This is a genomic window from Stenotrophomonas sp. Y6, from assembly GCF_022436665.1.
Taxonomy (GTDB): domain Bacteria; phylum Pseudomonadota; class Gammaproteobacteria; order Xanthomonadales; family Xanthomonadaceae; genus Stenotrophomonas; species Stenotrophomonas acidaminiphila_A.
This window is the reverse complement of the sequence record NZ_JAKUKB010000007.1, coordinates 16,719-30,500: the sequence shown is the minus strand read 5'-3', so window position 1 is coordinate 30,500 and position 13,782 is coordinate 16,719. Positions and strand designations below refer to the sequence as shown.

8 protein-coding genes and 1 pseudogene are annotated in these 13,782 nt (G+C 70.2%); all 9 read right to left on the bottom strand.

All coding sequences use genetic code 11. The annotated features are described in order from the left end of the window. A pseudogene (locus MKP15_RS09670) lies at nucleotides 1-127 on the bottom strand (transaldolase family protein); the annotation flags it as partial. Between the two features lie 13 nt (nucleotides 128-140). Continuing rightward, a complete protein-coding gene (locus MKP15_RS09665) occupies nucleotides 141-1,334 on the bottom strand; it encodes a CoA transferase (protein ID WP_104939950.1) in 1,194 nt (397 codons plus the stop codon). 114 nt (nucleotides 1,335-1,448) lie between these two features. Then, nucleotides 1,449-3,302 (bottom strand): beta-L-arabinofuranosidase domain-containing protein, encoded by a 1,854-nt coding sequence (locus MKP15_RS09660; protein WP_240212572.1) that lies wholly within the window; start codon nucleotides 3,300-3,302, stop codon nucleotides 1,449-1,451. Next, nucleotides 3,299-5,488, bottom strand: coding sequence for a formylglycine-generating enzyme family protein (locus tag MKP15_RS09655; protein WP_240212571.1), 2,190 nt, complete (start codon nucleotides 5,486-5,488; stop codon nucleotides 3,299-3,301). Before MKP15_RS09655 ends, MKP15_RS09660 begins: the two co-directional genes overlap by 4 nt. Before the next feature lie 29 nt (nucleotides 5,489-5,517). Then, nucleotides 5,518-6,459 carry a ribokinase gene (locus MKP15_RS09650; RefSeq protein ID WP_240212570.1) on the bottom strand — a complete coding sequence of 314 codons (942 nt, stop codon included), beginning with the start codon at nucleotides 6,457-6,459 and terminating at the stop codon, nucleotides 5,518-5,520. Then, nucleotides 6,456-7,739, bottom strand: a complete 1,284-nt coding sequence (locus MKP15_RS09645) for a serine hydrolase domain-containing protein (RefSeq protein ID WP_240212569.1) — start codon at nucleotides 7,737-7,739, stop codon at nucleotides 6,456-6,458. Before MKP15_RS09645 ends, MKP15_RS09650 begins: the two co-directional genes overlap by 4 nt. 221 nt (nucleotides 7,740-7,960) lie before the next feature. Then, on the bottom strand, nucleotides 7,961-10,153 hold the full coding sequence (locus tag MKP15_RS09640) for a TonB-dependent receptor (protein WP_240212568.1): 2,193 nt from the start codon (nucleotides 10,151-10,153) through the stop codon (nucleotides 7,961-7,963). 270 nt (nucleotides 10,154-10,423) lie between these two features. Beyond that, on the bottom strand, nucleotides 10,424-11,305 hold the full coding sequence (locus tag MKP15_RS09635) for a LysR family transcriptional regulator (RefSeq protein WP_199776739.1): 882 nt from the start codon (nucleotides 11,303-11,305) through the stop codon (nucleotides 10,424-10,426). 85 nt (nucleotides 11,306-11,390) lie between these two features. Continuing rightward, nucleotides 11,391-13,751, bottom strand: a complete 2,361-nt coding sequence (locus MKP15_RS09630) for a sodium:solute symporter (RefSeq protein WP_240212567.1) — start codon at nucleotides 13,749-13,751, stop codon at nucleotides 11,391-11,393. Nucleotides 13,752-13,782: the final 31 nt, after the last annotated feature.

Genomic DNA, 13,782 nt, shown 5'->3' with positions numbered 1-13,782 from the left:
CCTTGCGCACCAGCGTCGGGTTGGTGGTGCAGTCGACCGGGCGCAGGCGCTTGATGGCGTCGTAGTCGCCGGTATCGGCGACCACGACGGACAGTTCACGCAGCTGGGCGAGCTTGGATCGGGTCATGGCGGGTTCCTGGTCAGGGCGTGGCGTCGTCGTCGGCGACACGCGCGAGCACCGCGGCGGTGTCCTGGTCGAACACCGGCGCGGCGAACGGCTGCGGGCCGGGGGTGCGGCCGAACACGATGGGCCGGGTGATGCCGCGGTAGCTGCCCAGCACCGGGTGCGGCAGCGTGGTGATCATCCCGCCGGCCTGCACCTGCGGGTGCTCGAACATGTCCTCGACCTTGCGCGCGGCCGCGCACGGCACGTCCTCGCCGAACAGCGCTTCCCATTCCAGCGCGCCGCGCGCGGCCAGCGCCGCATGCAGCCGCGCCAGCAGTTCGTCCGAGTGCGCGGCGCGCTTGCGCACGGTGTCGTAGCGCGGGTCCGTGGCCAGTTCCGGCAGCCCGGTCTTCTCGCACAGCGCCTGCCAGAAGTGCGGCGTGTTGGCCGAGATGTAGAGCCAGCCGTCGGCGGTGGGATGGATGCCGGTGACGCCACCCGAGCGCATGTCGCGGCCCACCGCCTCCGGTTCGCCTTCGGCCCAGATCATCCGCGCCGACTGCATGGTCAGCGCGCTGCGCAGCAGCGACACGCCCACGTACTGGCCTTCACCGCTGCGTTCACGCTCGTACAGCGCCGAGGACACGCCCGCGGCCACCAGCGCGGCGGCGTAGTAGTCCACCACCGAGCCGTAGAGGATCTCCGGGGCACCGCCGGGCTTGCCCTGCATGGCGCACATGCCGGTCATGGTCTGCAGCACCTGGTCGTAGCCGGCCTTGTCGCGCAGCGGCCCGGTCTCGCCGTAGCCGGTGACCGCGCAGTACACCAGCCGCGGGTTGAGCCGCTGCAGGCTGTCGAAGTCGATGCCCAGCCGCGCCGGCACGTCCGGGCGGAAGTTGTGCACCAGCACGTCGGCCTCGCGCACCAGGCGCATCAGCACCGCGCGCTGGTCGGGCTGCTTCAGGTCCAGCACCACGCCGCGCTTGGAGCGGTTGACGCCGAGGAAGGCGCGGCTTTCCGCTTCCAGCGTGGACGGGTACTTGCGCAGGTTGTCGCCGGTTGGCGGCTCCACCTTGATCACTTCCGCGCCCTGGTCGGCCAGCAGCGTGCAGCCGTAGGGACCGGCGATGTACGCGCTGAGATCGAGCACGCGCACGCCACTGAGCGGGCCGCTGGCGCCGTCGCGACGGGCGATGTCGAAGGGAGAGGGGCTGGGGCTTCCTGTCATGGGGTGCGCTCGATTCCTTGATTGCAGTTTCCTCCGCGTGGCCGGGAAGAAACATATCGTGCGGGTATTTTCAGCGAGGACTTAAAGCGGTGAATGGCCGCGTGGCCGGCGCCTTCACGGCGCCAGCGACAGCCAGGTCAGCCGCCAGGCGCCGTGCTCGCGCCCGCCGCAGCGGTAGTAGGGCTCGAACACCAGCGGCGCGCGGCAGTCCAGCCGCATCGTCACCGGCGCGCCTTCGCCCTGGTCGTCTCCGACCTGCAGCCAGTTCGACGGATCGCCGGCCGGCAACCGTACCGTCTCGTCGGTCTTGTAGCCGTCGATCAGCCCGGTGGCGTACACCAGCGGGCCGTAGGTCAGGCCGATGTATTCCCAGCGCAGCACCTCCTGCGCCACCGGCGAGCCATCGGGCGCGCGCGATTCCTGCACGTTGATGTTGGCCGCGCGCTGCAGCTGTGGCCGCAGCGGCAGCACCACGCTGACCATGTCACCGGCCTGCCATTGCCGCCGCAGCTGCACGAAGCCGTCCGCACCCACCTGCACCGGCACCTCGACGCCGTTGACCTGGATGCGCGCGTCCTCGGCCCAGCCGGGGATGCGCAGGCCGATGCCGAAGCTGGCGCGGTTTTCCGGTGTCACCCGCAGCGTGATCCGGCCATCGAACGGATAGCGCGTGTGCTGCTGCAGCGTCACCGCGCCGGCCTCCGGGTGCTGCAGGCTCGCCTGCCCGGCGCCGTACAGGTTGACCCGCAGGCTGCCGTCGGCGCTGGTGCCGTAGGCGACCTGCGGCAGTTCCTCCACCGCCATCGCGCCGGAGGACTTGCAGCAGCGCCAGTAGGTGGTGTGTACCCGCTTGCCGTTGGGGAAGGTGTAGTAGCACCAGTCCTCGCCATCGGGTGCCATCGCCGCCAGCAGGTCGTTGTAGGCGGTGCGTTCCAGTTCGTCGGCGTAACGCGCGTAGCCGGTGATCGCCAGCAGTTCGCGATTCAGCTGCATCCATGCCAGCACCGAGCAGGTCTCCACGTAGGCCTGCGGGAAGAACGTACGCGGCGCGTTGAACACTTCACGCGACCGGTGCGCCACGCCGCCCCACGGGCCGCCGCCTAGGGTGAGGTGATGGGCGCGGATGTTGTGCCACAGCGTATCGACCGCGACGCGGTACTCGTCCTTGCCGGTGGCCTTGTACAGCTTGGCCAGCCCGACCAGGTTCCAGCACAGCTGGTAGGCCTTGCCGGTGGCGATGAAGGCCGCGTCCTCGCCGGCCAGCGCCTTGTCCAGCAGCGCCAGGCGTGGGTTGGCGTTGGCCTGCTGTAGGATCTTCTCGGCCAGCGCCAGATAGCGGGGCTCGCCGGTGGCCAGGTACAGATCGGCGGCCGGGTCCAGCAGCACCGTGGCGGACATGCCGTGGTGGTTGCCCAGCGTGGTGATGTCGATGCCCGATTCCAGCGCCTGCCAGCACAGGTCGGCGATGCGCCGCGCGGCCTGCAGGTAGCGGTCGTCGCGCAACGCGCGCCAGGTTTCCAGGAACCCCAGGATCAGGTAGCTGTGGGTCCAGATGTCCCAGGTACGCAGCGCCGGCTCGCCGTTCCAGCTTTCCGGCCGCGGCGGCTGCGGCACGGTGAAGCGGCGGTCGGCGGCGTAGTTGCCGAGGTAGCCGTCATCGTCCTGCTGGCTGACCAGCCAGTCGGCCACGCGGCGCAGGTTGGCCTGCAGCTGCGGCTGCCCGCCCTGCGCCACCGCGCGGGCGGTGGCCGACAGCCATTTGCCGGCATGCTCGCCGTACCAGTCGCCTTCCTGGTTCTGTTGCTTGTGCGCCTGGCCGAAGATGCGGATCGACGGGCTGTCCTCATCGACGATGAAGTGGCTCAGCCGGCCGCCGCGGTTGGCCGCCAGCATCTGCCCGAACAGGCCGTCGAGCTGCACCGCCGCGGGCGCGGCCAGCTGCTGGCCGCTGCTGATCGCCGCGCTCATGCCGCGTCCACCACGCAGCGGAAGCCGAGCATGCCGCTGCGGTCCTTGGCCGGCGCCATCAGCAGGTACTTGCCGTGCTGGTCAAGCCGGTAGGCCTGCGGGAAATACCAGTGCGAGGTCTGCGGCTGATAGCTGGAGCCACCGCGCAGGATCGCCGCGCGGGTGTGCTCGTCGACGAACTCGTCGGTCCACTGCCACACGTTGCCGACCAGGTCCTCCACGCCGAACGGGCTGGCGCCGTCCGGGTGCGCGTCGACGTCGTTCGGCGGCAGGATGCGGCGGCCGCGGTTCACCCGCGGCACCCGGGCCGGGTCCCAGTCGTTGCCCCACGGATACAGCCGGCCATCGCTGCCCTGTGCGGCATACTGCCATTCCCATTCGTGCGGCAGGCGCTTGCCGGCCCACGCGGCGTAGGCGCGCGCGTCCTCCAGCGATACCCAGGTCACCGGCTTGTTGCCCCAGCCGGCGCGCGGCGCGCCGTCCACCCAGTGGGCGAGGAAATTGATGTCGTCGGCCGGGTGGTAGCCGGTGGCGTCGATGAACGCCTTGAACTGCGCGTTGGTCACCGGATGGCGGTCGATGTGGAACGCGTCCATCCGCATGCGCCGGCGGTGGTGGCGACGCGGGCAGTCCTCCCACGGGAACTGCACGTCCTGGCCGGCCCAGTTGAAGCCCTCGATCTCGACCCCGCCGACGGCGAACACGAACTCCCCGGCCGGAATGGTGACCATGCCCGCCGGCGCGCTGGCCTGCGGCGGCGTCGGCGCGATCGCGCGCAGCTGCTGCGGGGCCGCCTTCCAGGCGCCGGAGTAGCTGTTGAGCGGCTGTGCCGCGCGCCGCGCGGTCTCGGCCAGGAACGCGTCCAAGCCATCCAGCACCACGCCCGGGCCGACGCTCAGCACCGCGCCGAAGCCCCGTGCTTCCATCGGCAGTTCGATCACCGCCGCGCCGTCACGGATCGACGGCGACAGTTCCACGCCGTGCCATACGTCGTAGTAGCGCGTGCCGTCCACGTGCGGCAGGCCGATCTGCTCGCCGTTGACCGCGTATTCGTTGCGGTTGATGAAGGTATGCAGGCACAGGCCCTCTACCGGGAACCGGCTGGCGAAGATGCCGCCCTGGTAGCAGACCTGGTACGGCTCCCAGTCCTGCGACACCACCAGCTGCGGGAACTGGCGGTAGATCGCGGCGATGCGGCGCAGCGTTTCGCCGTCACGCGCGGTGAACTGGTTCCAGATGCCCCAGATGTTCTCCCAGGCGTTGTAGCCGATGCCGTTGAAGAAGCAGTACTGCAGGTCGTGGTTGCGGTTGCGGCCCCAGCGGTTCTCGTAGTTGACCATGTGCCGCGGCTCCAGCCACTTCCACTTGGACACCGGCGGCACCGGGCCATCAGGCGCCTTCTTGCCCCAGCTCTGCACGTTCCAGATCAGCTGTTCCTCCGAGCTGATGGTCGACTCGGGCTGCACCACCACCGGGTTGCCGTTGGCATCGCAGGCGTCGAAGAACGCGCGCGGCACGCCATTGAAGGTGTCGCCGTTGATGCCGTCGGCGCCGGTGGCCTGGATGATCTGGGCCATGCCGTCCCAGTGCGTCACGCCGGGGTCGCGGGTGCCGTGGTCCCACGGCTTGGCCGGCAGGAACACGCGCACGCCGCGCTTCTGGAACGCCTGCACCGCGGCCTTCAAGCCTTCCAGGCCGCCGGGCAGGGTGTGCGCCAGGTCGAACTGGTTGCGGTCGTCGATGCCGATGTTCGGGTAGACGTACCAGATCAGCACCGAATCGATCCCGCCGAAGCGCGCGACCAGGTCGTCCAGGTACCTGTCCACGGTGTACTGCGCGGTGTCCACGTCGAAGAAATAGCGGTCCTCGACCATCATCTGCGCGTGCACGAAGTTGCGCTGCGCCCACTGCAGCTCCGGGCGCCGGTAGTTCACGTCGGTGTAACCGATCCGCACCAGGTGCTCGCGGCGCCAGTCCTTCAGTTCGGTCAGCCAGTCACCGGCGCTGGCGTTGGCGTCGATCATCCAGCTGCCGATGTCGGCGAACGGCCAGGCTGGCGCCTTGCCCGGGGTGGGCAGGTAGCGGCCGGTGGTGACGTGGGAGAACTTGTACTCGGTGGTGATCGCCTCACGCCCGTGGTCGGCGGCTTCGTTGTCGTAATCGGGCGTGGTGTACGGCGTGGTCATGGCATTCATCCAGCGGAAAACGGAAAGGGTCAGAGCGCGCAGGCGGTCGCCAGCGCGACATGGGCGTCGGCGCCGGGGATGCGGGTGGCATCGGCCAGCAATGCGGCGACCTCGGCATGGTCGGGGATGCTGGCCTGCGCCCCCAGCCGGGTGCAGGCCAGCGCGGATGCGGCGCTGGCGCCGAGCAGCGCCTGTTGCAGCGCCTGGCCGCGCGCCAGCGACGCCACCAGCGTGCCGCAGAACGTATCGCCGGCGGCAGTGGTGTCCACCGGTTCGATGGCGAACGCTGGCTGCAGCAGGGTGCGGCCTTCGCTGCGCGCCAGGCAGCCGCGCGCGCCCAGGGTGACGATCACGCACGGCACCTGCAGCCGCGCCAGGCCGGTGGCCAGGTCCGGCGGGTGGCCGGCGACCACGGCCAGTTCGCCCTCGTTGACGATCAGCATGTCCAGTTGCGCCAGCAGCGCCGCCGGCAGCACCTGCGCCGGTGCGGCGTTGAGCGCCACCTTGACCCCGGCCGCGCGTGCGGCGCGTGCGTAGGCCAGCACGGCATCGAGCGGGGTTTCCAGCTGCAGCAGCAGCCATTGCACCCCGTCCAGCGGCGGCAGGTGCGCCGGTTGCAGCGCCAGGTTGGCGCCGGGGGCGACGGTGATGGCGTTCTCGGCGTCGTCGGACAGGCAGACGAAGGCGGTGCCGGTCGGCAACCGTGCGTCGCGCACGAGATGCAGCTGCACGCCGGCATCGCGCAGGGAGGTTTCGATGGGCCTGGCGAAGTCGTCCTCGCCCAGCGCCAGCAGCATGCGCGTATCGGCGCCGCCGGCACGCGCGCAGGCCACGGCCTGGTTGGCGCCCTTGCCGCCGGGGAAGGTCTGGAAGTCGCGGCCGAGCACGGTTTCGCCCGGTGCCGGCACGTGCGCGGCGCGCACCACGAAATCGAGATTGGCCGAGCCGGCAACGAGGACGGTGGAGCTCATGGAATGGCCTGGTAGACGAGGTTGTAGAAGCGGGTCGAAGGCGAGGCCAGCGGCCGGTCGCCAGCGGGCAGGTACTGCAGCATCAGGATCGCCACCAGCTGCTCGCGGCGGTCGATGGTGAAGTAGGTCGAGGCGGCACCCGACCAGCCGAACTGGCCGGCGCTGCCCAGCCTGCCGCGCGCGGCGGGGTCGGTGACGACATACCCGCCGAGGCCGAAGCCTTCGCCCGGCCCCTGGCTGGCCACCGCCGGCGCGAAGCCGCCGAGCTGGTCGGCCATCATCAGATCGATGGTCTTGCGCGACAGCAGCTGCCGCCCGTTGCCACGGCCGCCGTCGAGCAGCATGTGCGCGAACCGCAGGTAATCGGCGGCGGTGGAATACAGGCCGCCGGCGCCGCTGTCGTAACCCTTCAGGCGTACGCCGGGGGTGCGGGCGCTGGCGGTATCGGCCACGCGCAGGCGGCCGCCGTCGCCGCTGGTGGGCAGTTCGACCACGCGTCCGCGCTGGGCGACGGGCACCTCGAAGCCGGTGTCGTACATCGCCAGCGGATCAAGGATGCGTTGCTGCAGGAACCGCGCGAACGGCTGGCCGCTGACCACCTCCACCACCCGCGCCAGCAGTTCGGTGTTGCTGCCTTCGTAATGGAAGTGGGTGCCGGGCGCGTCGGCCAGCGGCACGTTTGCCAACCGCGCGGCCACGTCCTGCAGCGACGTGGCGTCGTCGACGCCGGCGGCGTCCAGCAGCCCGCTGGCGACCGGGCGCGCGGCCGGGTCCGCGGCCAGCCCGCTGGTATGAGTCAGCAGGTGGCGCAGGGTGATCGCCCTGGGCGACGGCGCCAGCCGCGGATGCGCGGGATCGCCGCCGACCACCACCTGGCGGTCGGCGAATGCCGGCAGGTAACGCGACAGCGGATCGTCCAGCGACAGCCGGCCTTCCTCCATCAGCATCAGCACCGCCACCGAGGTCACCGGCTTGGTCATCGAGTAGATGCGGAAGATGGCGTCCTCGCGCAGCGGCCGGGTGCCGGCGCTGTCGGCATGGCCGCGATGGCCGCGGAAGACCACGCGGCCCTGGTGCTGGACCACCGCCACCGCACCGGGAAAACGGCCGGGGCCGGTAGTGTCCTGCAGGAAGGCGTCCAGCCGCTGCCAGCGGTCGTCGTCGCGGGCGCTGGCCGGCGCGGCGCAGGCGGCGGCCAGCAGCACCGCCAGCAGCCAGCGCGCGGGCGATCGCCCTGCCGGGGATGCGGTGGTGCCGGTTGTGGATGCCGTGGAGTGCATGCTGCGGTTCCGTATGGCCGGCCGTCGAGGCGCGGAAGGGAGCGGGGCGTGCATTGGCGCCGGGTGCGCCTTGCCGGGACCAGCCTAGACGCAGGGCGCGCCGGCGCAAAGGGAAGTCCGCTTGCTTCAGGCCACAGCGATGCCGGGGTGATGCCGGCGCGCGCGGCGTGCAAACGAAAGCGGCGCCCCGGTGAACCGGGACGCCGCTGGGGGTGACGCGATCAGAACTTGATGCTGTGGCTCAGCGAGACCATGCGGCCACGGCCGGACCAGTAGTTCTGCCAGCCCGGCAGCTGCGACCAGCTGAGGATGTACTGCTTGTCGAACAGGTTCTCGATGCCCAGCGACAGCTTGCCGTAGCGGCCGGTGTCGTAGTTCACCACCAGGTCGAACAGCACGTAGCCTTCGGTGTTCTCCTCGTTGCGGTACACCGTGCCGGTGTCCGGACGGGTGTGGGTGGCGCGCAGGTCGCGGTCCAGCAGCTTGGTGGCGCCGAGGGTGACATTGGCTTCGGGCAGGAAGTTCCACGCCACCGAGGCGCCGATCTTGTCCGGGTTGATGTCCAGCACGCCCATCTTCTTGATCAGGCCCGAGCCCGGGTAGTACTCGGTGGTGCCGCGGATGCGCGAGTACAGCGCGGTGACCTTCCAGGCGTCGCTGAAGCGCCATTCGCCGTTGGCTTCGAAGCCCTTGATGCGGGTCGGTGCGCGGCTGAGGATGAAGTCATTGGTGCGCGGGTCGATGGCCAGCGAGGTGCCGAACTCCGAGCGGCTGTCGTAGTAGGACATGCCCAGCGCGCCACGGTCGCCGCGCCAGTTGAAGCCGTACTCGCGGTTGTCGACGATGATCGCCTGCAGGTCGGCGATGCGGTCCACCGACTGCCCCGGCACGTTGATGTTGCGCAGCGGGATGCCGATGTTCGGCAGGCCGAAACCTTCGCCGTAGGAGGCGAACACCGACAGCTCGTCGGTCACGCGCCAGATCGCGCCGAGGTTCTTCATGTTCTCGGTGTACTTGAGCCCGCCACCCTGCACGAACACGCTGTTGCGGTAGGCGGTGGTGGTGTAGCTGTCGACCTTGAGCTCGCCGTCCTCGCGGCGCAGGCCGCCGCTCAGCGTCACCGGGCCGATGTCCCAGGTCAGCTGCGCGTACGGCGCGGTGCTGCTGTACTTCATCGGCGGCACCCACAGGCGGTCGGTCAGCGCCAGCCGCTGCGCGGCCTCGTCCTTGACAAGATCCACGCCGGCGCGCAGCTGCAGGCCTTCCACGCCGAACACGTCGCCGCGGGTCCAGGAGCTGCGCAGGCCCTGCTTCTTCGAGGTGATTTCGGACTGGTCGAAGATGCGCTGGCTCTCGTCGAAGCCGGGGCCGACCTTGACCAGCTGCTTGTCGTCGCCGTTCTCCGGCAGGTAGCGCATGGCCTGGTCGGCCCAGTAGTAGTCGGCCACCAGGGTGCCGCCGAACAGGTCGCCGTTGCTGTAGTTCAGCGCGAACTGGGTGAAGTCGTTGAACTCGGCCAGCGAGCCGGCGACGGCGCCGCGCTCGGAGGTATTGGTGGTCGGCACCGGGCAGGTCACCGGGTCGTAGCGGCAGCCTTCGACCTGGCGGTAGTTGGCCTTGCCTTCGATCTTGAAGCGGCTGTAGCTGGCCTGCAGGCGCTGCGCGCCGGATTCGCCGAAGTTGTAGCCGGCCTTCAGGAACAGGTTGCGGGCCTCCGAATCGGAGGTCGAGCCGCTGGTGTTCATGCCGATGCGGCGGCCATTGCCGTCGTAGGAAATGCCGCGGTCGATGTACGACGCGCTCAGCAGCGCATCCACGTCGTCGCCCTTGTAGGCGTGGTTCACACCCAGCTTCCAGCCGGCGCTGTCGTCGCCGAACTGGGTGGAGTAGCGCGACACGACCTCGGTCTCGTGGCCCTCGACGGTCGGCACCTTGGAGATGTAGTTGATGATGCCGCCGGCCGCGCCGATGCCTTCGGAGGCGGACGGGCCGTTGATCACCTCGATGCGGCCGACCACGCCCATGTCGGTGAAGGTGCCGTTGCGGTTGCCCTCGCGCAGCGGCGAGCCCTGCGGGATGCCGTCGAACAGGCGCAGCGCGATGCGGCCGCGCAGGGTTTCGCCGGTGTTGCTCATCGCCTGCGACGACTCGGCGTAGCCGGGAACGGTACGCGCCAGCACCGCGGTCGCGTCTTCGGTCAGGCTCAGCGTGCGCTGCACTTCTTCCTTGGACACCAGGGTGATGGCGCCGGGAATCTTGTCGATGGCGGTGGCGGTGCGGGTACCGGTGACGATCACCTGGTCCAGGTCGATGGCCTTGTCCTGGCGCTTGTCCTCGGCGTCCTGCGCCCAGGCGGCGCCGGTCATGCCGGCGAGCAGGGCCATGCCGATGGCGGCCGTAAGTGGCTTGATCATTGATTCTCTCCCCCCGAAGTGGATTGCGGCGCCGACGACCGGGGAGTCGACCGTGCCGGATATCGCGTCCGGGCTTGCGCCCGTCGGGCCGGGGTGGAGGACGATCCTCTACGGGATCTGGCCACGCACCGGCCGGTCTTGGCCGAAGACTAGGTGCGGCTTCATGACGATAGAAGCGCGCAATCGTATGTTCACTGCCTAGGATTTGTTGCCGATCGCGCCGCTCCGGCGCATGCGCACAGGGCGCCCGGCCGGGCGCGGCGGGCGTGGCTAGGACTTGCCGGGCAACAGTTCGGCGCGGCTTTCTTCCAGCAGCGCGTTGACCTGGCGGATGCGCACCGACGAGCGCGACCAGACCATGCCGATGCGGCGCGGCTCGCACGGTTCGGGCAGCGGCAGCCGCGCCACCGCCAGGCCCTCGGGCCATGGCCGCGCCCAGTCCGGCACCAGCGATACGCCGAGCCCGCGGTCCACCATCACCGCGATGGCATTGAGCGCGTTGAGCTCGAACCGCTCGCGCGGCACGATGCCGACCCGGCGCAGGTACTCGTCGGCCTGGCGCCCGCCCCATTCATGGCGGTCGTAGCGGATCAGCGGCTCGTCGCGCAGCAGCGCGTGCGGGTCGCGCGAGGCCAGCCGCGCCGGCGCCAGCACCACCATGGGTTCCTCGCGCAGCAGCTGCCAGTCGCAGGTCTTGGGCAGCGAGAACGGCGCCTGCAGCACCATCGCCGCATCCAGGTCGCCGGCTTCCACCGCGCCGTACAGGTCGGCCGAGTAGCCGGGGCGGATGAACACGTTGATCTCGGGGAACTTGGCCACCATCCGCGCCAGGATGTCCGGCACCAGCCCGGCCAGCGCGGTCGGGCAGGCGCCCAGCCGCAGCTCGCCGGCCATGCCGCTCTCGTTGGCCACGCTGCGCAGGTCGGAGACGTCGCGCAGCAGGTCGCGCGCGCGCTGCAGGATGCGTGCGCCCTCGGCGGTGACGCTGACCGTGCGCCCGGCGCGGGCGATCAGCGGCGCGCCCAGCTCGCGTTCCAGCGTGCGGATCTGCTGGGCCACGGCGGCCGGGGTGATGTGCAGCGAACGCGCCGCCGCGGCCATCGAGCCGCGGTCGACGACGGTGACGAAGGTATTGAGGAACTGGGTTTCCACGGCTATGCCCTTTGGCTCGGGGGCAACGCTACAGCAGGGTCCGGCGCGCGGCATCCGACCAACGTCACGGTCGCGCGCCGGCCGTTCATGTGGCGTCCTGGCGGTAGATGGTCAGGCCCTTGAGCGAGCGCGCCGGCGCCGGGAAGCACAGGCTGGCCAGGTAGCCGATCACGATGCACAGCAGGATCGAGATGCCCAGGTAGAAGTACGGGTGCACCAGGTCGAACGACCACGCCAGCAGGGTCAGGGCAATGCTGCCGGCGATGCCGATGGCCACCCCCGGCGAGTTGGCGCGGCGGGTGAACATGCCCAGCGTGTAGGCACCGGCGAAACCGCCGCCGAGCAGGCCGGCCAGCTCGATGGACACGTCGAACAGCGAGTGGATGTCATAGCGCGAGAGCACCAGCGCCAGGCCCATGCCGGCCAGGCCGACGACCACGGTCATGATCTCGGCGAAGCGCACGCTGCCGCGTTCGGTCGGGTTCTTCGCCAGCTTGTCGTAGAAGTCCACCGACAGCAGCGTGGCCACGCTGTTGATGATGCTCGACAGCGTGGACATGGCCGCGGCGAAGATGCCAGCGATGATCAGGCCGGTGACGCCCGGCGGCAGCTCGGCGGCGATGAACAGCGGGAACGTCGCGTCGATCGGCAGCAGCGGGTCCAGCCGCCCCGGGTTGTGCTTGTAGTACATCCACAGCGCGGTGCCGATGCTGTAGAAGATGAAGCCGCCGGGGATCATGATCGCGGCGAAGATCCAGATCGAGCGCCCGGCCTCCTTGTCCGACTTGGTCGCCAGCGTGCGCTGCATCAGCACCTGGTCCTTGGGGAAGGTCAGCACCACGTCGAACACCACCAGGAAGATGAAGCCCCACACCGTGGCCTTGGTCAGGTCGAAGCTGAAGTCCAGCAGCTTGGTCTTGTGCTCGGCCATCGCCGCTTCGCGGATGCCGTCGAAGTCGGCGCCCAGGGTCCACACGATGAAGCCGATGGCGAAGATCGCCCCGCCCATCTTCACGAACACCTGCACGAAGTCGGTCCAGACCACCGCGCGCATGCCGCCCATCACCGTGTAGATGATGGTGAAGATGCCCATGATCAGGATGCTCCAGACCACGTCGATGCCGGTGATGGTGGCGATCGCCAGCGCCGGCAGGAACAGGATCACGCTCAGCCGGCTGCCGACCTGCATGGCGATGGCCAGGGCGCTGGCGAGCATGCGGATGGCCGGGTGGAAGCGGGTCTCCAGGTAGGAGAACACGCTCATCAGGTCCAGCCGCCGCAGCAGCGGCACGATCCACACCGCCACGAACATCAGCCCCAGCACCGCCACCAGGTTGTTGGTCAGGTACTGCCAGTTGGTCTCGTAGGCCTTGGCCGGGATGGCGATGAAGCTGATCGAGCTGGTGTTGGTGGCGTACAGGCTGATGCCGGCGGCCCAGAACGGGATGCTGCGGCCGCCGACGAAGAACTCCGATTCCGACGCGGTCTGGTCCTTCAGGTAGAAGTACACGCCGATGCCGATCATGCCGGCCAGGTAGATGACGATCACGCTCCAGTCCAGCCAGCCCAGCAGGTGCTTGCCGCCCTGTACCTCGGCGTAGTGCACGCCGCCGTCGGCGCCGGTCCAGGCCAGGCCGTTGCCGCGCGCGGCGATCTGTACCGGCGGCGGCGCCTCGGCCGCGTCGAGCGTGGCCCAGGCGCTGGTGATGGTGTGGAAGGTGCGCAGGCTGATGTCGCCGGCCTCGCGCACCAGCATCAGCAGGTGCGCCTGGCCCAGCGCGCGCAGCGAGCCGGGCAGGATGTGCCCGCCCGGTGCCGGCGCTTGCTGCCAGCCCCTGTCCGCGGTCCAGCGCCACAGCGCATCGCCGGTGGCGTCGCCGATGACCGCGTACAGGCCGCCCTTCTGGCCCTGCAGCGCCACCAGCCGCCCGGCGCCCGGCCAGGCCGGCTGTGCCTGCCAGCTGCCGCCCTCGGCCGCCAGCGCGTGCCGGTACAGGTGCATCGCGCCGTCGGCGCCGGTGCCGGCCACGTACAGCACGTCGCCGAGCGCGGTCGCCTGGGCCTGGCCCAGCGGCGCCGGCAGCGCCAGGGTGCGCCCGGTTGCCAGGGTGCCACCCTGCAGGCGCACGCCCTGCAGGCGGTCGCTGCGGTCGCCGCTGCCACCGCGCAGCAGCCAGGTCTGGCCGCCGGCGGCGACCGCCATGCGGATGTCGTCCGTGGCCGCGGCCGGCGCCAGCGCCAGCGGCTGCCAGGCCTTGCCGTCGGCGGACAGCGCCCAGGCCCTGTCGGCGGACAGGGCGACGTCGCGGCCGTCGATCACCAGCAGGCGCGGTTCGACCGCATCGGCCGGCAGCGGCGCCAGGGTGCCGGACGTCACCGTGGTCAGGTTGTCCGCCGCGGCGGTGCCGCCCAGCGCCAGCAGTGCCGTCGCCGTGAGCAGGCGCAACCCGCGCAGCAGGCGTCGGGGCAGGGAATGG

Coding starts and splice junctions, on each gene's coding strand:
- MKP15_RS09665 (WP_104939950.1), bottom strand. CDS start 1,334: ATGACAGGAAGCCCCAGCCCCTCTCCCTTCGACATCGCCCGTCGCGAC.
- MKP15_RS09660 (WP_240212572.1), bottom strand. CDS start 3,302: ATGAGCGCGGCGATCAGCAGCGGCCAGCAGCTGGCCGCGCCCGCGGCG.
- MKP15_RS09655 (WP_240212571.1), bottom strand. CDS start 5,488: ATGACCACGCCGTACACCACGCCCGATTACGACAACGAAGCCGCCGAC.
- MKP15_RS09650 (WP_240212570.1), bottom strand. CDS start 6,459: ATGAGCTCCACCGTCCTCGTTGCCGGCTCGGCCAATCTCGATTTCGTG.
- MKP15_RS09645 (WP_240212569.1), bottom strand. CDS start 7,739: ATGCACTCCACGGCATCCACAACCGGCACCACCGCATCCCCGGCAGGG.
- MKP15_RS09640 (WP_240212568.1), bottom strand. CDS start 10,153: ATGATCAAGCCACTTACGGCCGCCATCGGCATGGCCCTGCTCGCCGGC.